15 protein-coding genes are annotated in these 21,676 nt (G+C 37.0%); 10 read left to right on the top strand and 5 right to left on the bottom strand.

Annotation, left to right across the window (positions count from 1 at the left end):
• Positions 1-80 precede the first annotated feature (80 nt).
• On the top strand, positions 81-947 hold the full coding sequence (locus tag CLU82_RS17880) for a DUF3943 domain-containing protein (protein WP_100844379.1): 867 nt from the start codon (positions 81-83) through the stop codon (positions 945-947).
• 577 nt (positions 948-1,524) lie between these two features.
• On the opposite strand, the gene CLU82_RS17885 is transcribed toward CLU82_RS17880, so the two are convergent.
• Positions 1,525-1,761, bottom strand: coding sequence for a helix-turn-helix domain-containing protein (locus CLU82_RS17885; RefSeq protein WP_100844380.1), 237 nt, complete (start codon positions 1,759-1,761; stop codon positions 1,525-1,527).
• Between the two features lie 600 nt (positions 1,762-2,361).
• Here CLU82_RS17885 and CLU82_RS17890 point away from each other — a divergent pair.
• The 3 genes from CLU82_RS17890 to CLU82_RS17900 are packed head-to-tail and all read left to right on the top strand — an operon-like array spanning position 2,362 to position 9,483.
• Positions 2,362-5,388 carry a SusC/RagA family TonB-linked outer membrane protein gene (locus CLU82_RS17890; protein WP_100844381.1) on the top strand — a complete coding sequence of 1,009 codons (3,027 nt, stop codon included), beginning with the start codon at positions 2,362-2,364 and terminating at the stop codon, positions 5,386-5,388.
• A 17-nt stretch (positions 5,389-5,405) separates the two neighbouring features.
• Complete coding sequence (locus CLU82_RS17895; protein WP_100844382.1) at positions 5,406-6,824, top strand: RagB/SusD family nutrient uptake outer membrane protein; 1,419 nt, start codon at positions 5,406-5,408, stop codon at positions 6,822-6,824.
• Positions 6,825-6,831: 7 nt separating this feature from the next.
• Positions 6,832-9,483 carry a S9 family peptidase gene (locus tag CLU82_RS17900; RefSeq protein ID WP_100844383.1) on the top strand — a complete coding sequence of 884 codons (2,652 nt, stop codon included), beginning with the start codon at positions 6,832-6,834 and terminating at the stop codon, positions 9,481-9,483.
• Positions 9,484-9,552: 69 nt separating this feature from the next.
• Here the strand turns inward: CLU82_RS17900 and CLU82_RS17905 are convergent, their stop codons facing one another.
• The 4 genes from CLU82_RS17905 to CLU82_RS17920 form a co-directional block, all read right to left on the bottom strand.
• Positions 9,553-9,792 (bottom strand): hypothetical protein, encoded by a 240-nt coding sequence (locus CLU82_RS17905; protein WP_157813400.1) that lies wholly within the window; start codon positions 9,790-9,792, stop codon positions 9,553-9,555.
• Between the two features lie 133 nt (positions 9,793-9,925).
• Positions 9,926-11,404 (bottom strand): MauE/DoxX family redox-associated membrane protein, encoded by a 1,479-nt coding sequence (locus tag CLU82_RS17910; protein ID WP_100844385.1) that lies wholly within the window; start codon positions 11,402-11,404, stop codon positions 9,926-9,928.
• A gap of 112 nt (positions 11,405-11,516) precedes the next feature.
• Positions 11,517-12,434 carry an AraC family transcriptional regulator gene (locus tag CLU82_RS17915; protein WP_100844386.1) on the bottom strand — a complete coding sequence of 306 codons (918 nt, stop codon included), beginning with the start codon at positions 12,432-12,434 and terminating at the stop codon, positions 11,517-11,519.
• A gap of 32 nt (positions 12,435-12,466) precedes the next feature.
• Positions 12,467-12,850 carry a hypothetical protein gene (locus tag CLU82_RS17920; RefSeq protein ID WP_100844387.1) on the bottom strand — a complete coding sequence of 128 codons (384 nt, stop codon included), beginning with the start codon at positions 12,848-12,850 and terminating at the stop codon, positions 12,467-12,469.
• A 218-nt stretch (positions 12,851-13,068) separates the two neighbouring features.
• Between CLU82_RS17920 and CLU82_RS17925 the strand changes: the two genes are divergently transcribed.
• The 6 genes from CLU82_RS17925 (at position 13,069) to CLU82_RS17950 (ending at position 21,671) form a co-directional block, all read left to right on the top strand.
• Positions 13,069-15,498, top strand: a complete 2,430-nt coding sequence (locus CLU82_RS17925; protein WP_100844388.1) for an aminotransferase class I/II-fold pyridoxal phosphate-dependent enzyme — start codon at positions 13,069-13,071, stop codon at positions 15,496-15,498.
• On the top strand, positions 15,473-16,363 hold the full coding sequence (locus CLU82_RS17930) for an RteC domain-containing protein (RefSeq protein WP_232735267.1): 891 nt from the start codon (positions 15,473-15,475) through the stop codon (positions 16,361-16,363). The genes CLU82_RS17925 and CLU82_RS17930 overlap by 26 nt, the downstream gene beginning before the upstream one ends.
• Positions 16,364-16,852: 489 nt before the next feature.
• A complete protein-coding gene (locus CLU82_RS17935) occupies positions 16,853-17,188 on the top strand; it encodes a helix-turn-helix domain-containing protein (protein ID WP_100844389.1) in 336 nt (111 codons plus the stop codon).
• 56 nt (positions 17,189-17,244) lie between these two features.
• Positions 17,245-18,696 (top strand): DUF3945 domain-containing protein, encoded by a 1,452-nt coding sequence (locus CLU82_RS17940; RefSeq protein WP_100844390.1) that lies wholly within the window; start codon positions 17,245-17,247, stop codon positions 18,694-18,696.
• 6 nt (positions 18,697-18,702) lie between these two features.
• Positions 18,703-20,790 carry a type IA DNA topoisomerase gene (locus CLU82_RS17945; RefSeq protein WP_100844391.1) on the top strand — a complete coding sequence of 696 codons (2,088 nt, stop codon included), beginning with the start codon at positions 18,703-18,705 and terminating at the stop codon, positions 20,788-20,790.
• Positions 20,790-21,671 (top strand): ORF6N domain-containing protein, encoded by an 882-nt coding sequence (locus tag CLU82_RS17950; RefSeq protein ID WP_100844392.1) that lies wholly within the window; start codon positions 20,790-20,792, stop codon positions 21,669-21,671. Before CLU82_RS17945 ends, CLU82_RS17950 begins: the two co-directional genes overlap by 1 nt.
• Positions 21,672-21,676 lie beyond the last annotated feature (5 nt).

A 21,676-nucleotide genomic window follows, 5' to 3' on the forward strand; every position in this document is an offset into this window, starting at 1 on the left:
TTTATATGCTATTTGAAAGACGTCAAATCTGAGATATACACCTGATAACAATATTAAATAAAATATTTTTAACATTACCAATGATTCAAACAAAGAAAAATATTTACAGCTTACTTTTTACATTGATGGGAATTGCAACATTTGCACAACAAATCAGCACCAGTAGTACTAACCAATTCTCATTTGACAACTCTTTATTAACTTTTAATTCTAGTATTGATAAATTAGAAAATGACAATACTAACAGTTATCCTTTTGACAAAGAGGATTCATTCCAATTAGACTCTTCTTTTTATGTTAAAGATTCCCTTGTATATCCACCTACAACAAAAGATTATAGAAAATTAGGATATAATACCGCTCTTTTCGCAGGTACTACTGTTGTTATTTACGGTGTTTTATTGTTGCTTCCTGAAAGCGTAACGAAATGGGACAAAGAAGAAATGAGAAAAAACGGAATTACAGCCAAATGGAAAGAGAATGTGAAAGCGGGTCCTGTAGTAGATAGTGACAACTTTTTTTTTAATTATGTTACCCATCCCTATGCTGGAGCGGTGTACTATATGACAGCTCGTAGTTGTGGCTTTAATATCTTTGAATCCTTTACTTATTCGGCTATAATGTCAACTTTCTTCTGGGAATACGGTGTTGAAGCTTTTGCAGAGATTCCTTCAGTGCAAGATTTAATTATTACACCTATTGTTGGTTCTGCAATGGGTGAGGGATTTTTTTATGCGAAGAAAAGCATTCTTAAAAATGATTCCAGAGTTTTAAATTCGCGCTTTTTAGGAAAAACGTCTTTATTTTTTATGGATCCATTTAATACTATAATGGATGGTTGCGGCTACAAGCAAAAGGTAAAAACACAACTTAATGTAGCTCCGGTAGGATTCAATCCATATACTAAAAATACTACATGGGGACTTAGTTTTTCGGCCAGTTTTTAATTTTTTTGAAATAAGCTTCCCTCTCAAGTAAAGCCCAACAAACCAGAACTCAACAAACTCTATTATTTTCATACCAATCCATCCCTCAAAGATAAAATGGTGATTCCCGTAATGATGTATCCTAAATTCGAATACTCCCGATTTGACAAGTATTCGTTATAAAATAAAAAGATGCTTTTTATAGCATCTTTTTAGTAGTGGTATTTATTAAGATCAATTTTTAGTTTTTGTTATTTATGTTTAATTTTTTATCAACTTCTTAAACTCTTTTTAAAAAAATGAAATAATTGTTTTATGAGATTTATATAGTAAAAATAGACCAGTTAAAGTGAATAAAATTTTAAAAATCTCACTCTATTTTACTAACCCACGCACTAAATATATTCCGAAATTTATAAACTCCGGATACAATCATTAAGAAATTAAAAGGAAATAATATTTTATTTATTGTTTCTTTCATTATATTATTGAATTCGTCTTTATTTCAGCAAATTGCCTACAATTTGTTTTTTTTGCGAACCATAAAATGATCACAATAAGTTCATAAAGTTTCTTTTTATGTCTATAAGTGAAGTTTTCACAACGCCTTATCTGGCCAAAAGTCTTTTGGAGAACAATCTAAAGCTTTCGCAATTAAATTCAAATGTACAACATTGTATTTGGCTTTTTTTGATGGTGCTTCTATTTGAGAAATAAATGTAATGTTTTTACCAATTGATAATGACAGCTCTTCTTGTGTAACATTTTTAGTTTCTCTAATTTCTCTGACTTTAGAGATAACATAACGTTCTATTTCATCTAATGATTCATGCATAAGTCAAATTGAAACAAAAAACGATTAATATGTTATGTACTATAGTACATATTTGAAATATTGTTATATATTTGTAATTGGATTACATTGAAAAATGTATTTTTGCGATTCTTCAAATAAAACATTGAAGCATTCGCTTAGAATCTCGTATCAGAAAACTGGTAATTTTTAGCAACGAGGTAATAAGTATGATGCTCACGTCCTATGGCGTGGGCTCACTTATTGTTGCTCGGTATACCAGTACCTCTGATGCAGTAAGCTGAGTTCCATGCCATTTTTTTATGCCCATTATTTAGGCATAACTCAACTTCAATTCTTAGCACTGCTTCTTTTTTTAAGTTTCGCAATATCATTAATTATTAATGAATTAGTAGGGAAAGACACTGCCACCGTCTGGCTGCAACAGGCAACGGCAGTAGGCTTTCCTGTTTAAAAAACTTTTTAAAAAATTGCCAATGAATTAAAAAAAACACAAAAAAACACAAAAAAACTTTGTGCCTTAGCAGTACAACAAAAAAATGGCCCTCTAACTCGTCGGCAAAACTAGACTAGAGGACCGTAGCTAAATTAACTAACGTTTCACTTAACTAACCCAATATTATGAATAATTTTTCATTTTTCAGGGGTGGAAAGGCTTTTTGTTTCCTTTTTTTAATGGGTGTCATCCTGTCTTTTTCCCCTTTACAAGCCAACAATTCACTACGGCATAGTCTTGTAACTATCCAACAGTTTAAAATTCAAGGAACTGTAACCGATGGTGGCAATCCCTTAGCAGGCGTAAGCATTTCGATAAAAGGAAAACCAAATGCCACCGTAACAGATTACAATGGTCATTACACCCTTTCTGCCTCACCAGAAGATATTTTAGTTTTTTCGTATATAGGATACAGAACGCAACAGGTTTCCGTGCAAGGGCGCACCACAATCAACATCAGCTTACAGGAAAACACGACCAAACTTCAGGAGGTCAAGATCAATGCGGGATACTATTCTGTAAAGAACAGTGAACGCACCGGTAGCATTTCCAAAATAACTACCAAAGACATCGAGAAACAACCTGTTACCAATGTATTGGCCACGATGCAGGGGCGTATGGCGGGAGTAGATATCACGCAAGACACAGGAACTCCCGGCGGTGGGTTTCAAATAAAGATACGAGGACTCAACAGTCTTCGTGAAGAAGGCAATGAACCACTGTATATTATTGATGGCGTGCCGTATTCGTCGGAAGTAATCGGATACAGCAATACTACTAGTGGAATACCTACACCTACCAGTCCGTTAAACAGTATTAATCCCAACGATATTGAGAGCATAGAAGTTCTAAAAGATGCCGATGCAACGGCTATCTACGGTTCACGCGGTGCCAATGGCGTGGTACTGATTACTACCAAAAAAGGCAAGGCAGGGAAAACTAATGTAACAGTTTCTGCCTCCTCAGGAATTGGAAAAGTTACCAAAATGATAGACCTGATGAATACCCAGCAGTATCTGGAAATGAGAAGACAGGGTTTTGCCAATGATGGTGTTACTACATATCCCGATTGGGCGTATGACATTAATGGAACCTGGGATCAAAACCGCAATACCGATTGGCAGAAGGAACTTTTGGGCGGTACTGCGGTAATCACCAATATGCAGGCATCCGTATCGGGTGGTTCCGATTTAACTCAATACCTGTTGAGTGGTACCTATCACACTGAAACAACGGTACTCCCGGGAGATTTTGAGTACGATAAAGCGGCTGTTCATTTTAGCATGAACCATAGGAGTGAAGATAAAAAGTTTAAACTCACTTTTTCAACAGGCTATACCGCCCAAGACAATCTACAGCCTGAAACCGATATTAGCCGCACTGCACGAAATCTGGCTCCAAATGCCCCCGCTTTATATGATGCCGACGGTAACCTGAATTTTGAAAACAGTACCTTTAGAAATCCATTGGCAGCACTTCGCGCCATCACCACTGCAAAAACAAATGATCTTATTGCCAATACCGTACTTAGCTATCAAATATCCCCCAGTTGGGAACTCAAGGCTAACTTAGGCTTAACGGATTTAAAGAATGCTGAACAGCGACTATTGCCTTCGACGATGTATGATCCTGCCTATGGATTGGGAAGTAACCGCTCATCGATGTTTTCCAACAATACTCAAAGAAAATCATGGATTGTGGAACCGCAGCTTCGCTGGAACCATGATTTTGGAATAAGTAAAATTGACATACTGGTGGGGGGTACTGCGCAGCAGCAAACTTCTTCAAGGCTGTACCTGTTCGGATATGGTTTTGCCAGCAACAGCCAGATTACAGATATAGCTTCTGCCACGCAAAAATCCATTTATGTAAGCGATGAAACTCTGTATAAATACCAAGCCTTTTTTGGGCGGCTCAATTACAATTGGGATCAAAAATACATTGTGAACATAACAGGAAGAAGGGACGGCTCCAGCCGATTTGGTCCAGGTAAGCAGTTTGCCACTTTCGGAGCTGTAGGCGCCGCTTGGCTGTTCTCGAAAGAAAATTTCCTCAAGGAAAACACCGTTTTGAGTTTTGGAAAGCTTAGAGCGAGTTACGGCAGTTCGGGCAGTGATCAAATAGGGGATTATCAGTATTTGGATACCTATACTTCTTCAGGTCTGAATTATAATGGTGCAATAGGTTTGGATCCTACACGACTCTACAATCCAGATTTTAGTTGGGAAATCAATAAAAAATTGGAAGCTGCATTGGAAATGGGGCTTCTAAGTGATCGAATATTCTTTACGCTGGCTTGGTATCGAAATCGATCGTCCAATCAGCTGGTGGGAATTCCTTTGCCTGGCACCACTGGATTCAGCTCTATTAATGCCAATTTAAACGCGACCGTCCAAAATATGGGTCTGGAATTTACACTGCGAACCTTAAATTTTGAAAGTAGAAATTTTAAATGGACAACTAACTTTAATATCTCGGCTTCCCACAACAAACTGCTTTCTTTTCCAGGACTCGAAGGATCTACTTATTCTAATCGCTATGTTATCGGAGAATCTACAAGCATTGTAAAGACATATCAGTTAAATGGGGTCAATCCGCAAACCGGACTCTATGAAGTGGAAGATATCAATAAAGATGGAATGATTACTTCTTTGGAAGACAAAAAAAATATTGAGGATCTCACTCCAAAATATTTCGGAGGTTTAGAAAACCAGTTTCAATATGGAAATTGGCAATTGGATTTTCTTTTTCAATTTGTAAAACAGAAAAATTATGACTACAGTCCCAGCGTTCCTGGAGGAAGTTTCTTTAATCAGAATTCGGATATGACCAATGCATGGCAACATGCAGGCGATCAAGTTCCCTTTCAAATGAATACATCAGGTGAAAATGGGGATGCCGTAAATGCCTATTATAATTATCTGGACAGTAATGCCTCCATTGTAAATGCCTCTTTTATTCGATTAAAAAATGTTGCACTAAGTTATGACTTGCCACAACAGGCCATCAAAGGGGTGCACTGCAAAATCTCACTGCTGGGACAGAATGTGTTAACATTTACCCCATACAAAGGCGGTGATCCCGAATTTAAATATACTGCCTACCTGCCTCCGTTAAGAATAATCACGGCTGGTGTACAGCTTACTTTTTAACCTTAATACATACAGCCATGATATATATACTTATTATTTTTAAAAAGCTACTTCATAAAAGTGCTAAAGAATTGACTGCTAATAGTTGTTTCCTTATAGCGGTATGTCTAACACTAGCTGGCTGCGACAGCTTTGTGGAAGTGGATCTTCCTGCTTCACAACTGACAGCCAAAACCGTGTTCGAAGATGCAGGAACTGCTAATGCCGCAATGGAGGGTTTGTATGCCAAAATGAGAGATGGCGGCTTGTTAAATGGAAATTCAAATGGTGTTTCCTGTAATCTTGGCCTCTACGCCGATGAATTTGACTACTACTACGCATATGACGTAAGCAATTTTTATACCAATTCGCTATTTCCTGGTGAACTAGGTGTAAACGATATCTGGAACAAGAGTTACAGCCAGATTTATAGCGCCAATGCAGTTCTTGAAGGATTGGATAATTCCATATCCATTGCCGAAGCCAATAAAAAACAGTTGCAAGGGGAAGCTATCTTTGTGAGGGCATTGCTTCATTTTTATCTGTTAAATCTTTATGGCGATATTCCTTATATCACCACAACGGATTATCTGCTGAACAGCAAAGTGTCCAGAATGCCAGCCGATAAAATCTACAGCCTAATTCTGATGGACCTGAACAAAGCTGTTGAATTACTATCAGAGGATTATGTTTCGCCTGAGCGCATTCTTCCCAACCGAAGTACTGCTAAAGCACTTTTGGCAAGGGTCTATTTGTATATGGGAATGTATCCTGAAGCATCCAATGCCGCCTCTTCTGTGATTAATAATCCACTCTATAGCTGGGAAACGGATTTGGATAAAATCTTTCTAAAAGAAAGCCGCACTACAATCTGGCAATTTATGCCTAACACATCCGACAGCAATACTGCTGAGGGAAGTCTTTACATTTTTACTTCTGGTCCACCACCGGTCGTGGGGCTTAAACCGGATTTTGTAAATGCTTTTGAAGCGGGTGATCTGAGAAAAACACATTGGACAACTGAAGTGACTGACGGAGTCTCAACTTGGTACCATGCCTCTAAATACAAACAGCAATCCACCACTCCAAGCTCGGTAGAATATTCTATAGTGTTTCGTTTGGCTGAGCAATACCTAATCCGCGCCGAAGCCAGAGCGTATCAGGGCGATCTGATAGGTGCTAAGGAGGATCTAAATGTGATTCGAACTACTGCGGGACTTACCAATACAACTGCAGTTACCGCTGAAGAAATTATAACCGATATTCTCAATCAGAGGCGGTTTGAGTTGTTTACTGAATTTGGGCAGCGTTTTTTTGATCTGAAACGAACCGGAAAACTTGACGAGACCTTGTCTGCTTCTAAGACTGGCTGGAATACCACCGATAGTTTGTGGCCATTGCCTGCCCTTGAATTGAACTCCAATCCGAATCTGAATCCACAAAATCCAGGATACTAAAATCATTATGAAAGCAATGCTTATAGTAAGAAAAAAAATTGACTTCGAAATTTTGAGTTTAGTATTGGCTACACTTCTTTTGTTACTGTCCTGTCCCTGTATGGGGCAGGTACAACAAAAGAAGGCATTAACCGAGAACGATTACCAGAGATGGGGAACACTAGAAGTAAAAGCCATTTCTGACCAAGGGAAATGGGCAAGTTATGCGATGCGTTACGAAAACCACAGTGATACTTTATTTGTGCAGAACATCGCTAAAAATAAAAGCTATGTTTTCCCAAAAGGAAATGACGGTCGTTTTGGAGGGGAACAACTCTTTGCTTTTCTAGCTCCCGATTCAAAACTAAAAGTAATGGAGCTGCCCACAGGCAAAATTGCGGTTTATGACAATGTTAAGCGGTATGAGCTGGCAAAGGATGGCCAATATATAATCACCCTGAATAAAGGTTACGGTGAAAAATGCCTGATGCAGATCCGCAACCCAAATGGTAAGGTGATTGACAGTATTGACGGTATCTCTGAATATGTGTTAAATGCAGATAAGGATGCGATTGTGTATGCTTCGAGTCAAAAGGATTATAGCGAGATAGGGATTATTCATTTTACCCTCTATTCACATACTGCTGTTTCAAAAGCAAACGGCAGTCACTTTTTTAACTTGATGTGGGCTAAGGACTCTAAATCGGTGGCTTTTTTACGGGAGACAGATTCAGCTACTAAGGAAGTTACCGTGAATTATTATAGAATTGCTGATAAAAAGCTCTTCTCACTGGATTATGCCTCTAAAGCGGATTCAAAGAATATGGAAGTTTTTAAAAGGACCACATATGCCATTTCCGACGATGGAAAAAAAGTTTTTTTTATGTTAGCCAAAAAGAAGGATCCTAATTTAGAAAAGCCGGATGTGCCTGAAATTTGGCACGGCAACGACAAATGGCTTTATGCAGACAGACAACGGCAGCAGACTGAGGGCGATATTCCCAAAGTAGCTCTCTGGTATCCTGAAACGGGTTTATGTTTACAGATCAGCGATGACGAGCTACCGTCAATCATGCTGAGCGGACAACAGCAGTATGCTGTTTTATATAATAAGTTTTCCTATGGCCTGCAATCGAAATATTATGAAGAAGCGGATTTTTATTTAACCAATCTAAAGGATGGTTCCAAGGAGCTGATACTGAAAAAGCAATCCGTTGATTTGAACCAGATGGGCTTTGATCCTTTCAGCAACAGAATACTGTATTATCGGGAAAGTAATTGGTGGTTGTATGATCCTGTGAAAAAAACACATACCAACCTGACCAAAAAAGTTGCAATTCACTGGGACAACTATAATACTTCTGATGCTCCCCATCAATTTGGAGCCTATGGCAATCCGGGCTGGACCAATGATGGAAAGAATGTTTTATTGTATGATGCCTATGATATCTGGCTGGTGGCTATCGATGGTTCTTCTTGTAAGCGATTAACCAGAGGATACGAGAAAAACCTAGTTTACAGGATAACTCCCATTGAATATGACTGGCGATCACAGAGTAACTATGATGGAAGGAAACCCACCATTTTTGATCTATCCGAAGACCTACTGCTCGAAGCCACCAATAGTGAAAACTGGTCAACGGGATATTTTATTTACAATGATAAATCGAAAGAACAACCCATAGTATATGAAGCCAGTAAAATAGATGAAATCCGCAAGAGTAAAAACAGTGCTTATATCTTCCAGACTCAAACTTTCAATCAGTCGCCGCGATTGGAATTCAGAAGGAAAAACCAGACCGCTTCCAAAATTTTATTTCAGTCCAACAAACCGCAAAAAGAGTATTCTTTTGGAAAATCTGAATTACTGTATTACTACAATAGTAAAGGTCAAAAACTAAAAGCGGCGCTGTTCTATCCTGCCAATTATGACCCAACAAAAAAATATCCAATGGTAGTCCATATCTATGATGTAATGTCTGATGAACTTCATCAGTATGTCAATCCCAGCTTCTTGAATAGGGAGGGGTTTAATGTAACCAATTATACGCTCAATGGTTATTTTGTGCTGATGCCCGATATCATCTACCAGATGGGTAATCCTGGAAGTTCGGCCGTTGATTGTGTAACAGCCGGAGTCAATGCGGTTACAGGCAAAGGATTGGTGGATAAAGATAAGATCGGTTTGTTCGGGCATTCTTTCGGGGGTTATGAAACCAATTTCATCATATCGCAGACCAATATTTTTAAAGCCGCCGTTTCCGGAGCCGGAGTGAGCGACATCATTTCTTATTACTTTAATATCAGCAGGAATGGTTATTTTCAGTCTGATATGTGGCGATTTGAAAATCAGCAGTTCCGCATTGGAAAATCGCTGTATGAAGATAAGGAAGCATATGTCAGCAACTCACCCATTATGCACGCCGAAAACGTAAAAACCCCGCTGTTGCTATGGGCAGGTAAAAATGACAGGATTATTCCGTGGAATCAAAGCATTGCCTTTTATCTAGCGCTTCGAAAATTGGAAGTTCCAACACAGATGCACGTTTATCCTGACGAAGACCATTCACTAGAGAATCCAGAAAACCAGAAGAATCTCAGTCAGCGAATGATGGAATGGTTTGATTATTGGCTGAAAGGGGAAGCTGAATTTAAAGCAGTATCAAAAGAAACGGAATAGGGAATAAACATAAAAAAATAATGCAGTTTTTCAAAAAAACTGCATTATCTTCATTGAAAAATGATTTTACTAATTGCGGTGCAATTGTTGATTACAAGAAGTTTCACTTCCACCGTAGGCTGTAAAGCCCCCACTAAGACAGGCAGGTCCGGAACCCGGGCTACAGTCCACATTCTTCACTTCCTGACAGTTGTCTACAGGTGGATTGTGAATGTAAGCTGTAATCAAAACATCTGTTTTGCTTACATCCGAAGTGTTAGTACTTACTGCACCAGCACTGGCCAGAGCAAATGCTGCAATTGGCAGCATAAAGGCTCTTAAAATGGTTGTTTTCATAATGTTAAAATTTAAATTAATAGAATTTGATCTACTCTTTTCTACAGGTTTTCGATCGTTACTCCTGTCACCGGCCGGTATCTTTCAATAATATTTATATACTTTACTAAATTTTGGATTGGATTCTTTTCCCGTATCCGTATTTCAGCATATAATGTCCCGAAAGGATATACATCGCTGAATCGCCAGCGAAAAAGTTTTTCATTCGCCCCGCTTCTTCATCATACACGTAAAAACTCAAAAGATAAGTCTGTTTTGACAAATCATAAACGTCAACTACAGAAGCATACTTCCACACATCAATCTCTTCATATTTGCCTCGTAACAGGGAATTAACGAAAAGTAAGTTACCCCGTACTGTTGTGTGACGATTAACCATATACGGTGGTGCTGCCAATTTTATGTCCCCGGATTGTTTTATTTTTATCACTTCTAATTTTGCTTTAGTAGTAGTGTCAATGGTATTGGCACGATGCTCAACGGTTAGGTTTTCCTTTGTAATAATATATTGGTTGCGATAGTAGTAAGTGTAAATCAGTTTATGCAATGTGGCGCTATATTGTAGTGTACCATCGGTATCAAAAATTCCTTCCATCTGTTTTTGCAGAACCTGTGGATTGTATTTGATTTTTGGATTCTCATAGTTGTTGGCAATCCCCAGAATATTTTCTCCTGTCGGAGGTTTTTGGGTTCTAAAAGCCAGCTGCTCATCATTGATAAAGACTATATCTGAAAAATAGAATTGTTTTTCCATCATTACTTTGGCTTTCCAGTGGGAAATCAAACCTCTGTAAATGACAGGAACCGTCCCATCAATTACATAGAAATATGGAGCGTTAATCCGAATCTCGACTGCCTTAAAATTAAAATTCTCACGGTCCAATTGGATGGTGTATTTCTTTTTGCTTTTTAGATTGGAATCAATTTCAAGAATTTGGAGAGGTGCCAAACGATTGGCTAAATAAATTTTATTTTTATTAGTACCAGCAACATAATAAGATGTATTTCTTAAATCAATGCTGCCTACTTTGGCTGCTGTCGCTTGTGGAAAGCGTCTAATAAAAGGGTTTTCCTTTTGCATGATGTCTTCCGAGAAAAGAAATAATCCTGTAATGACCAAAACACTTCCTAAAACTAATAAGGATAGTCGAATCAGAATGCGGCTATTCATGGATCGCAATAAAATGGCGAATATTGCCAAAAACAGGAATGCCAGATTAAAAATAAGATGTTCTTTCCATCCTAACTTTTCCAAAATACCACCGCATGAACAGGGAATAAAATAACTGAAGTGCAGTATGATAACTATATAAGTAGTAAACATACTCATCAAGGCTACTGCAGCACATAAAGCAAAATATCTAAATCTAGGGACACTCAGTAGAACTGCAATAATCAGTTCCAGAACAATTACTGTAATAGACACAAAATCTGCAAAGGGACTTAAAAGGGGAGACTGTCCCAACTGAGCCTGAAAGTTTTCAAAATCCAATAGTTTACTGACTGCTGCATAGACAAAAAGTATAATATAGAGCAAACAAATAAACTCTAAAAACAAGTTCTGTATTTTGATATTGAATCTCATAGCTTCATAGATTTTAGTTCTACATAGCAAAATTCTGAATTCAAAAGCCAAAAGACTTGTCTTATTGGGAGCAAAACTTGGTCAAAACGGATAAAGTTTGAAAAAGTAAAATTTAACCTTCCAGTATAGAAGTAGAACCGGTTTCATTTCGCTTTATTTCATATGGAGAAAAACCAAATCGTTTTTTAAAGGATTTTGAAAAATTGGGATAATCGTTAAAACCATTCATCACCGATATATTTTTCAAAGGTATCGTAGTGTGTTCAATCATAAAATAAGCTCTTTTCAAACGCTCATCATTATAAAACTGGTAAATACTGGTCTTAAAAAAATGACGAAAGCCATCTTTTAATTTATGTTCATTAGTACCAAATTCAGATGAAAGCACTTTTAGCGATGGAAGCGGTTCTTCAAGGTGTGCTAATATATAGTCATAAAGTTTCTGAATCAATAGTGCATCAGCTTTTCGAGTTTTAAAATATTTCTCGTTTTCATTTTCGTACATCAAAGGACGATAAGAATCTTTACGGGCAGGAGTAACAAAATTTAATATAATTTCCGAACTATTAACTAACTTTCCAATAGTACAGGAAACAGAAACAGGCAAATGTTTATTAGGTGTAAAATCTAAAGCAATAGTTGTAGGCAATGAAACATTTGCATCGAGTACATCATAAAGTTGTTGCAAAGAAACTGTAGTAATAATGCCCGCCAAAGGCAGGTCTATCAATTCAGATTCCGAATAACCTAAAAAATAAGCAATTTCAGGAGTAAAGCTCTTGATAGAAAAAGAGGCGTCCAAAACAAGTGAACTTTGAGCTATAAATTGAAGTTTTCTATGGGCATTAACATAGCCGACATTAAAAATCGACTCTTTCATTTCTTCTGCGACCATATTAATTAAAGCAACTAGCGTTTCCAATTCGTCCTCATTGGAGCTTAAGGGAATGCTACTGCTAAAATTGCCACGTGCCATCTCAAATAACATTTGATGAATGGTAACAATACGTTCTTTATTGTACGCTTTCATAAAATTAAACTCTTAATTTTTCTTTCTAAAAACTAAATAAACCCTTTCAGATAAACTAAAGCATCTTCTTCTTTAGTGAAAATTTGAGTAGGTACAGAAGGTTTACTAATCTGTACATAAAAAGTGCTTATCGTCAACAATACTTTCTCGTGCACAATAAGACCAACGGCTTGTGTCAATATAGACCCAGATTGTGCCAAATAATCTCTACCTGATTTCTCAGTCGCAACAATACCACGAATATCACACAGAATAGGATAAGATTTTTCGTTTTGAAAATGAATTCTATCAGTTACAACACATTGGGCTACCTTAAGATCAATAATAGTATTGGGTTTATATTCAAAAAAAAGTATACCGTCGGTTATCCAAAACCGCGCAAAATCATTCTCATAAAGATCATGGGCTGCAATCATGTTCTATGAATTAAAGTTTTATAATTTAACAAAAATATAAACATTTATTAACAAGCGCTTGTTAATTTGGGAATATTTGTTGCTTTTTGCAGTATTTGTTGTTAATTCGGGAATTTGACTTGTCAATTTGGGAGTATTGAAGAAGTAGTTGAAATAACTTTCATTTTTTTTATGAAATTTATGACTCTATTTTAAAAAACACCAAAAATAAGTAACCAATGGCAAAAATTAGACACAATAACTTTATCGATACTGTGGATGAAGTTTTTTCGGAAGCAAAGAAAGAAGGCATACTGCACTTATATGCAGAAGACAAGGTATTAACAGGCAGGACAATCCAAATTAAGGGAAAAGAAATGTTTCATTTCGGGACAACTGGTTATCTGGGACTCGAACAAGATATTAGACTGAAAGAGGCAGCAATAACAGCCATACGTAATTATGGTACGCAATTCCCCCTTTCAAAATCATATATTTCACATCCATTATATAGTGAATTGGAAAGTAAAATCGAACAAATGTATGGTATACCACCTATTATAACCAAGAACAGTACATTGGGGCATTTAGCTATTATCCCAACGCTCATTAGAGATGAGGATGCAGTAATAATAGATCACCAGGTCCACTGGAGTGTGCAAAATGCTTGTCAACTTTTAAAACTGCGAGGAATTCCGGTAGAAATGATCAGACACAGCAATTTGGATATGTTGGAAGATAAAATAAAACAACTAAGTACTAAATGCAACAAAATTTGGTATATGGCCGATGGAGTATATTCCATGTTTGGGGATTATGCACCCATACCTGAATTATTGGCTTTAACTCAAAAATACACACAGCTAAATCTTTATTTTGATGATGTTCATGGAATGAGTTGGAAAGGCAAAAACGGTACTGGTTTTATTTTTGATGCTATCAAAGAATTACCTGAAAATTGCATTGTAGTGAGTACACTAAGTAAAACCTTTGGAGCCAGTGGGGCAACATTATTTTGCAAGAATCAAAAATTGAGAGACAAAATCAAAAATTTTGGAGGACCCTTAACTTTTTCCGCTCAGTTGGAACCAGCGTCTGTTGCAGCAGCAATTGCCTCTGCAGACATACATTTATCTCCTGAAATACAATTGAAACAAAAAGATTTGGCGGATAAAATTGCTCACTTCAATCAATTATTGACATTAGGAAGTCTTCCAATAATTTCAAAAAATGATTCACCAGTTTTCTTTTTAGGAATGGGTACACCCGCAACTGCTTATAACTTTTCGAAACGTTTATTCAAGGAAGGATTTTTTCTAAATTTGGGGATTTATCCTGCCGTACCAATCAAGAATACCGGAATTAGAATTACGCTATCCAGTCACAATCAGCAACAGGACATTACAGCCTTGTCCGAAGCGTTGGAATTCCATTTTCCTAAAGCGTTGGAAGAAACAAACAACAGTGAAAACAAAATCAGACAGGCTTTTGGAATTGACAGTAAAAAAGTAGAAAAGATTGTCGACTCAAATAATCAGCAACTTTTTATTGAAGAAAAAAATACCATTCAAGATATCGAAAAATCAGAATGGAATCAATACATGGGAAAATATAATATTTTCGATTGGGAAGGACTGGTTTATTTAGAGAATACATTCAGCCAGCATCCAGACCCGACAAACCAATGGGATTTTTATTATTACACTATTAAAGATAATAAAGGTGATACAATACTTATGACCTTTTTTACTTATGCCCTTTGGAAAGACGATATGTTGGCAACTGAATCTGTCTCCATCCATTTGGAAGAAATTAGAAAAACCAATCCCTTATACCTCACTTCAAGAGTATTGAATATGGGGACTCTATTTACTGAGGGAAAACACTGTTTTATCAATCAAGAACACCCTTTGGCAGAAAAGGCGTTGAAACTTCTTTTGGATAAATTAGAAGAAAAGTACAATGCTTTAAACGCAGATATGTTAGTTTTAAGAGATTTCGAAAAAGACAATTGCTTCAACAAAACAATTGTAGATCAAGGATATTTTAAAATAGACATGCCTGAATCTTGTGTAGTTCAAAACCATGTTTGGCATACCTACGAAGAGTTTACAGAAACATTATCTCCGCGTTCCCGTAAACATTTTAGTAAAGAGATAGAACCTTATGAAAAGTACTATGATGTTACAATAAAAGATAAATTGAGCAAATCAGAAACAGAAAGAGCATACCAACTATACCACAATGTAAAAGACAATAATTACGCTATCAATACATTTAAATATTCTCAAGAAGTTTTCGAAAACATGAATGAAAGTCAAAACTGGGAGTTCATATTATTAGCATTGAAAACAGAAACAGAAAATCCATTTGTAGGAGTTATGTTTTGCTACAAAAATAATAATCACACCTATGTCCCGGAATTAATAGGGATGGACTATAAATGGGCTAAAGAATACCAACTCTACAGGCAACTGTTATTTCAAACCATAAAAAGAGCTAATGAACTGCAGTTTCAAAAAATAGATTTTGGAGTATCAGCTTCCTTTGAAAAAAGAAAATTAGGAGCCCAAATAATTCCAAAAGTAGCCTATGTTCAGGCAAGAGACAATTACGCGATGGAAGTTATGAATACTTTGCAAAATGATTACAAATCAATTGCAAAATGACGAAGGCATATTGACAACTAATATTAAAAAGATGTTTGAAAAAGCAATTGAATCATTTAATACTGTCTGTAATGAAATTTTAGAGGCAAACGAAACAATGCAAAATAAGGCTTGCAATGGAATTGTATTGTGTAATAAAACATTAACGAACTTAAAAGAGATAGTCGATAAAAATGACTTCAACACTGTTCCAGAGGAGATTGATTTTTTCAAAAATATCAAACCCGTTCCTATGAGTTTATTGATTTATTTCACCGAAGTACGCTCCTGTGAATTAAGAATGCCTAAGGCGGGCAACACTTATAAGGTCCAATTCCTCCAAAAAGAACTGCGAAAAATCAATAAGTTTTTTTACAGAAATGCCGATTTTGTGCATTATATGGAACAAGGATACTGTTACCTAGACCATCAATTCTTTACCAGAAACCATCGGGATAATTTTCCTTTTACCCCCATGACAGATTACTACCAGTTTCCCGAATTTTCAACATCACAAGACATGCTTTGGGCAAAAGTAAAGGCAATGTACCGATTCATTCACTACATCCGGCAAGCACTAAAAAGACTAAAAGTCGATGATTCCGAAATATTTGAAGAAAAAAAACACAAAGTATTGGTATGGACAGGGCCAAAAACAGCTTTAACAGAATTGATTTATGCATTGTTTTCTAATGGGACAATTAATCATGGTGCTGCAGATATTAATAGTATAACAGCATCCTTTGAAGATTTTTTCAACATCAAACTAGATAACATCTATAAAACCTATACCGAAATCAAAGCCCGTAAAAGCAGTAAGACAAAATTTCTAGAAGAATTAACGTTAAACTTACAGCAAAAAATGTCGAGAGAAGACCAAGAGTAAAGTCGTAACTACGAAAGCACACAAGCAGTAAATCCATATTTAAAAGGATATACTGCTTTTTTTATGCTAGAACTAATCAAAGAATAATTCCTAGTAAAAATTAAGGTTTTTACAGATTTTAAATGTTAATTTTTTTCGTACTACGAAAGCCATTGGGATAAAATCCAATAAATGCCACTAAATGGACTAATCAATATCGATCTAAAACAGAAATCATCACTGTATTCATCTTTTATGACAGAATCACTCAAATAATTGAGGCCTAAAAAGAGAATATTTTAAATCGAATAAGAAATCATCATTTTTTAGAGAATTATTTTCCAGTAAAACCGAGGCTTTAAGAATTTTAAATGTTAAAATTTTTCGGAACTACGAAAGCCATTGGGATAAAATCTAAAAAAAGCAAATGAATTTTGTATAGGCATATTAAACAGTACCTCAATCTGAAAGAATTGCTATGAACTGTGTATTGAACTTAAAATATTGATCATGAATATTGACAGAATAGAATTTATGGCTTGGATGGAGCGAATAATGGAGCGGTTCGACATCCTTATGGAATTGGTAAGCGGGGCTAAAAATCAAAGTGCTATTATTGATGGAGAAGAGCTACTGGACAATCAGGATATTTTGCAAATGTTGAAGATAAGTACACGATCCCTACAGCGCTATCGTTCCTCCGGCAAGCTTCCCTATTATACAATTAGTGGGAAAATTTATTATAAGCTCTCAGATGTGCATCAGTTCATCAGAGAAAGTTTTACCGCTTCCATGCCCAAAGTAAAAGCCAACGGGCGACAAATAGTGCCAATAAATGACATTTAGTGCAAAACAGTGGAAGCTTCTTTTACTTTCGATATCGAACTTAAATATTTCAAATTATGAGCGAACAAACTTTAGATAAACCGCAATCTCCCGAACAATTATCCGAGATATTACTGGTGCTGGATAAAGAGAAAAAGAAAATTCAGGCTGTAAAGGGAATCGATGAAAATGGCAAGCTGGAAACCGTTGACCCTACAAAGAAGAACCAGAACCAGTTTATGCGGGTTGATAAGCAGGGTGATTTCTTTTCCAACTTCTTCTCTAATTTCTTCAGCCAGTTGAAGAACCCTACCAATTTCTCGTTCTTCAAAGTCCCTGTACCATTGGCTATTAATATGGCAAAAGAAATGCAAAAACAGTTAGATCATCCAACATTTGAAGGAGAACAACTAATGAAGCAACACGAAGTAAAATCGGAACTAGATAAAAATAATAAACAAGAAAATAAAAATAGTATGGAAACAAAACAGACAACATCGGAAACAAGCGAGTACCGCTATAAACCGGAACAGATTGATTGGGAAACAATGAACAATCTCGGACTGAACAAAGAAAAACTTGAAAAGATGAACCTCCTTGATCCTTTACTGAGAGGTTTTAAAACCAATGAGCTAGTGCCTGTAAGCCTTAATCTCGGCACAGCTGTTACCCGTATGGATGCACGGCTGTCTCTGCAACAAAATGATGAAGGGGCGGTTGTGGTTGCCATTCATGGTATCCGCAAAGAACCTAACCTGAATTTTCCTTTTTTCGGTCACGAGTTCACTAAGGAAGATAAAGACAACCTGCTTCAGGCAGGCAATATGGGTCGTGTAGTCAATCTGACCAATCCAAAAACGAATGAGAGCATTCCATCCATTGTCAGCGTGGACAGGCTTACCAATGAGCTTGTTGCACTGCGAACAGACAAAATCAAAATCCCTGATGAGATCAAAGGCGTGAAACTAGATGATGTACAAAAGCAAATCCTAATGGAAGGCAAACCACTTTATATAGAAGGAATGACTTCCAAAAAAGGAACTGCGTTTGATGCAACCGTACAATTCAATGCTGATAAACATTTTGTAGAGTTCCTGTTTGACAGGGGTAACTCCAATAAGCAGATGCAAGGTAATCAGCAAGCCCAATCGCAGGAAGTTCCGAAAACCTTTAGGGACAAAGAGCTGGATAAGGAGCAATATCAGAAATTCAAAGACGGACAAACTGTTTATGTCAGCGGATTGGTAGATAAGAAAGGTAAGGAATATAATGGTTACATCACCTTTAACAAGGAAACCAATAAAACAGATTTCTCTTTTCAAAATCCGAATAAGGTTAAAGAGCAGGCGAAGCCCACCGAAGCATACAAAACACAGACAGCTGTTAATTCAGAAGGTAAAACCAATGAAGCAACCAAGAATATCAAAGAGCCTTTGAAATCAGGCCAAAAAAATCCCGACAGTAAGGAACAGCAGGAACAACAAGAAGCAGCTCAAGCACCTGCCAAATCCAAAGGGCGTAAAATGTAATGTGTGATGAAAGTAGTTATTGCAGAAAAACCAAGTGTAGCAAGAGAAATAGCCGTCTTGTTAGGAGCCACCGAAAAGAATGATGGTTACCTGAAAGGCAATGGCTATTTTGTTACTTGGGCTTTTGGACATTTAGTAGGATTGGGTATGCCGGAAGATTACGGAATTTCAGGATTTCAGAAATTATCTCTGCCAATACTGCCCAATCCCTTTTTATTAACCGTTCGCAAGACAAAAAAAGACAAGGGCTATACGGCAGATACAGGAGCATTAAAGCAACTGAAAGTAATAGAACAGCTCATTGACCGTAGTGAAAAGATTATTGTCGCAACCGATGCTGGACGTGAGGGCGAATTGATATTTCGTTATATCTATGAATACCTCAAATGTAACAAACCCTTTGAACGTCTTTGGATTAGCTCGCTCACCGAAAAATCAATCAAACAGGGCCTTGACAACTTGAAATCCGGCAGCGATTTTGACGGATTATATCAGGCAGCACAGGGCAGGAGCCGAGCTGACTGGCTAGTAGGAATCAATGCTTCGCAGGCATTGAGTATTGCCGCAGGAAATGGCAACTATTCGCTCGGAAGAGTGCAGACACCTACACTGGTTTTGATATGTAAGCGTTATCAGGAAAACAGAAATTTTTCGGTGCAACAATACTGGCAGATACAGTTGTCCCATACAAAAGAGTTCACAGACTTTAAAAGCCTTTCCGAAAACAAATGGGAAGATAAAAAGCAGGCGGAAGATATATTAAAGTCAATCGAAAGAAATGGCAATACAGTTACGGTTACCGTTGTAGAAACCAAAAACGTGACGGAACAGCCGCCTTTGCTGTTTGACCTGACGGGTTTGCAAAAGGAAGCTAATAAAAAATTGAACCTGACAGCTGAAGAAACCCTGAACATTGCCCAAAGCTTGTATGAAAAGAAATTTATTACTTACCCGCGTACCGGAAGTAAATACATTCCAGAAGATATGTGGGGAGAGATTCCTAACCTTATCAGAGCTTTGCAGAATATGGGAGCTTTCAAGCAAGCGGTAACCAAACTGAAATGGGGACATTTCAATAAACGTATCGTGAATGATCTTCGTGTTACCGATCATCATGGTCTGCTGATTACGGACAAAATCCCTTCGGCTTTATCGGCAAGGGAAAATGCAGTTTACAATATGATTGCTTTTCGATTGCTGGAAGCTACCTCCCAAGCCTGTACTAAAGAAATAACCGATATTACTTTACAGGCTCTACATTATGATTTTGTATTGAAAGGCTGTAAGATATTGGAATCAGGTTGGCGTTCCATTAAAGGCAGTTTTTCAGATGATGATGTCGAACTTCTACAGGAATTACCCAAACTGAAAAAAGATGATGAACTCAAAATTAAACATGCCTCGGTCCTGGAGAAGAAAACCAAACCACCCGTGCTTTATACCGAAGCAGGACTTTTATCAGCTATGGAAACTGCCGGAAAGGAAATAGAGAACGAGGAAGAGCGTAAGGCATTAAAAAGCATAGGTATCGGTACACCAGCCACAAGAGCCACCATTATTGAAACCCTGTTTAGCCGTAACTATATTCAAAGGGAAAATAAATCCCTGATACCTACCGGTAAAGGATTACAGGTCTATGAACTTATAAAAGATAAAAAGATTGCGGACGTAGCGATGACTGCAGAATGGGAGTTGACTTTGCAGAAAATTGAAAACAACGAAAGTAATGCATATGCTTTCCAAAAAGAAATGGAAAACTATGCAGCATTAATTACCAATGAATTATTGCAAACTGCCATTGCACAAGAAAATCGGGCTATGCTTGACTGTCCCAAATGCAAAAATAGGCAACTGATTATAAGGGATAAAATTGTCAAATGTCCTGATGAGAACTGTAATTGGGTACAATTTCGAAATGTGTGTGGTGTGCAAATCAGTATAGCCGATATAGAAAACCTTGTAATCAAAAGAAAAACTACTCTCATCAAAGGGATGAAAAGCAAATCCGGAAAGAAATTCGATGCCTATATCGTATTAAATGAGAAAGCCGAAAGCTCTTTTGAATTTGAAAAATCTAAACTTCCGAAGAAATAATGAGTGATTCTATCATTACCCGTCCGGAAATTGAGAACCGCATTTATACTATAAGAGGACAACAGGTTATGCTCGACAGTGATCTCGCAAGGATTTATCAGGTAGAAACCAAAGTCTTTAATCAGACTGTAAAGCGTAATACAGACCGCTTTCCTGAATCCTTTTGTTTTCAATTGACACAGGATGAATTTGATGCAATTAACTTGAGGTCACAATTTGTGACCTCAAGTTTGAATTACGGGGGAAGACGTTATCTGCCTTATGTTTTTTCCGAACAAGGAATTGCGATGCTTTCAGCTGTACTCCGTAGCAATATTGCCATAAAAGTAAGCATCGAGATAATGAATGCCTTTGTGGAAATGCGCAAGATACTTGTTAATAACGCAGCCTTGTTTCATCGACTGGATAAGATTGAACTGAAACAGATAGATGCAGACCAGAAATTTGAAGAAATCTTTAAGGCACTGGAAAGCGGAAAGTTGTACAGTGAAAAGGGCATTTTCTATAATGGGCAAATTTTTGATGCCTATGCTTTTGTTTCCGATATTATCCGCAGTGCCCAAAGTTCCATTATCCTTATTGATAATTATGTAGACGATACTGTGCTAACCTTGTTGGGTAAGAGAAATAGTGATGTTACCGCAACAATCTATACTAAAAGCATAAGTAATCAGTTACGGCTAGATGTGCAACGATATAACAGTCAATATCCCCTGATTGAAGTTGAGGTTTTTTCGGATGTCCATGACCGTTTTCTCATAATTGATAATACTGAACTCTACCACATAGGAGCATCATTAAAAGATCTGGGTAAAAAATGGTTTGCATTTTCGAGAATGGATATTGAGGTTGGCAGGATGCTCCAAATTTTAGCCATTTAGCAAAA

The organism is Flavobacterium sp. 5 (genome assembly GCF_002813295.1).
Taxonomy (GTDB): Bacteria; Bacteroidota; Bacteroidia; order Flavobacteriales; family Flavobacteriaceae; genus Flavobacterium.

What these genes read in the sequence shown, in the direction of transcription:
- CLU82_RS17880 (WP_100844379.1), top strand. Translation starts at nt 81, where the DNA reads ATGATTCAAACAAAGAAAAATATTTACAGCTTACTTTTTACATTGATG.
- CLU82_RS17885 (WP_100844380.1), bottom strand. Translation starts at nt 1,761, where the DNA reads ATGCATGAATCATTAGATGAAATAGAACGTTATGTTATCTCTAAAGTC.
- CLU82_RS17890 (WP_100844381.1), top strand. Translation starts at nt 2,362, where the DNA reads ATGAATAATTTTTCATTTTTCAGGGGTGGAAAGGCTTTTTGTTTCCTT.
- CLU82_RS17895 (WP_100844382.1), top strand. Translation starts at nt 5,406, where the DNA reads ATGATATATATACTTATTATTTTTAAAAAGCTACTTCATAAAAGTGCT.
- CLU82_RS17900 (WP_100844383.1), top strand. Translation starts at nt 6,832, where the DNA reads ATGAAAGCAATGCTTATAGTAAGAAAAAAAATTGACTTCGAAATTTTG.
- CLU82_RS17905 (WP_157813400.1), bottom strand. Translation starts at nt 9,792, where the DNA reads ATGCTGCCAATTGCAGCATTTGCTCTGGCCAGTGCTGGTGCAGTAAGT.
- CLU82_RS17910 (WP_100844385.1), bottom strand. Translation starts at nt 11,404, where the DNA reads ATGAGATTCAATATCAAAATACAGAACTTGTTTTTAGAGTTTATTTGT.
- CLU82_RS17915 (WP_100844386.1), bottom strand. Translation starts at nt 12,434, where the DNA reads ATGAAAGCGTACAATAAAGAACGTATTGTTACCATTCATCAAATGTTA.
- CLU82_RS17920 (WP_100844387.1), bottom strand. Translation starts at nt 12,850, where the DNA reads ATGATTGCAGCCCATGATCTTTATGAGAATGATTTTGCGCGGTTTTGG.
- CLU82_RS17925 (WP_100844388.1), top strand. Translation starts at nt 13,069, where the DNA reads ATGGCAAAAATTAGACACAATAACTTTATCGATACTGTGGATGAAGTT.
- CLU82_RS17930 (WP_232735267.1), top strand. Translation starts at nt 15,473, where the DNA reads ATGATTACAAATCAATTGCAAAATGACGAAGGCATATTGACAACTAAT.
- CLU82_RS17935 (WP_100844389.1), top strand. Translation starts at nt 16,853, where the DNA reads ATGAATATTGACAGAATAGAATTTATGGCTTGGATGGAGCGAATAATG.
- CLU82_RS17940 (WP_100844390.1), top strand. Translation starts at nt 17,245, where the DNA reads ATGAGCGAACAAACTTTAGATAAACCGCAATCTCCCGAACAATTATCC.
- CLU82_RS17945 (WP_100844391.1), top strand. Translation starts at nt 18,703, where the DNA reads ATGAAAGTAGTTATTGCAGAAAAACCAAGTGTAGCAAGAGAAATAGCC.
- CLU82_RS17950 (WP_100844392.1), top strand. Translation starts at nt 20,790, where the DNA reads ATGAGTGATTCTATCATTACCCGTCCGGAAATTGAGAACCGCATTTAT.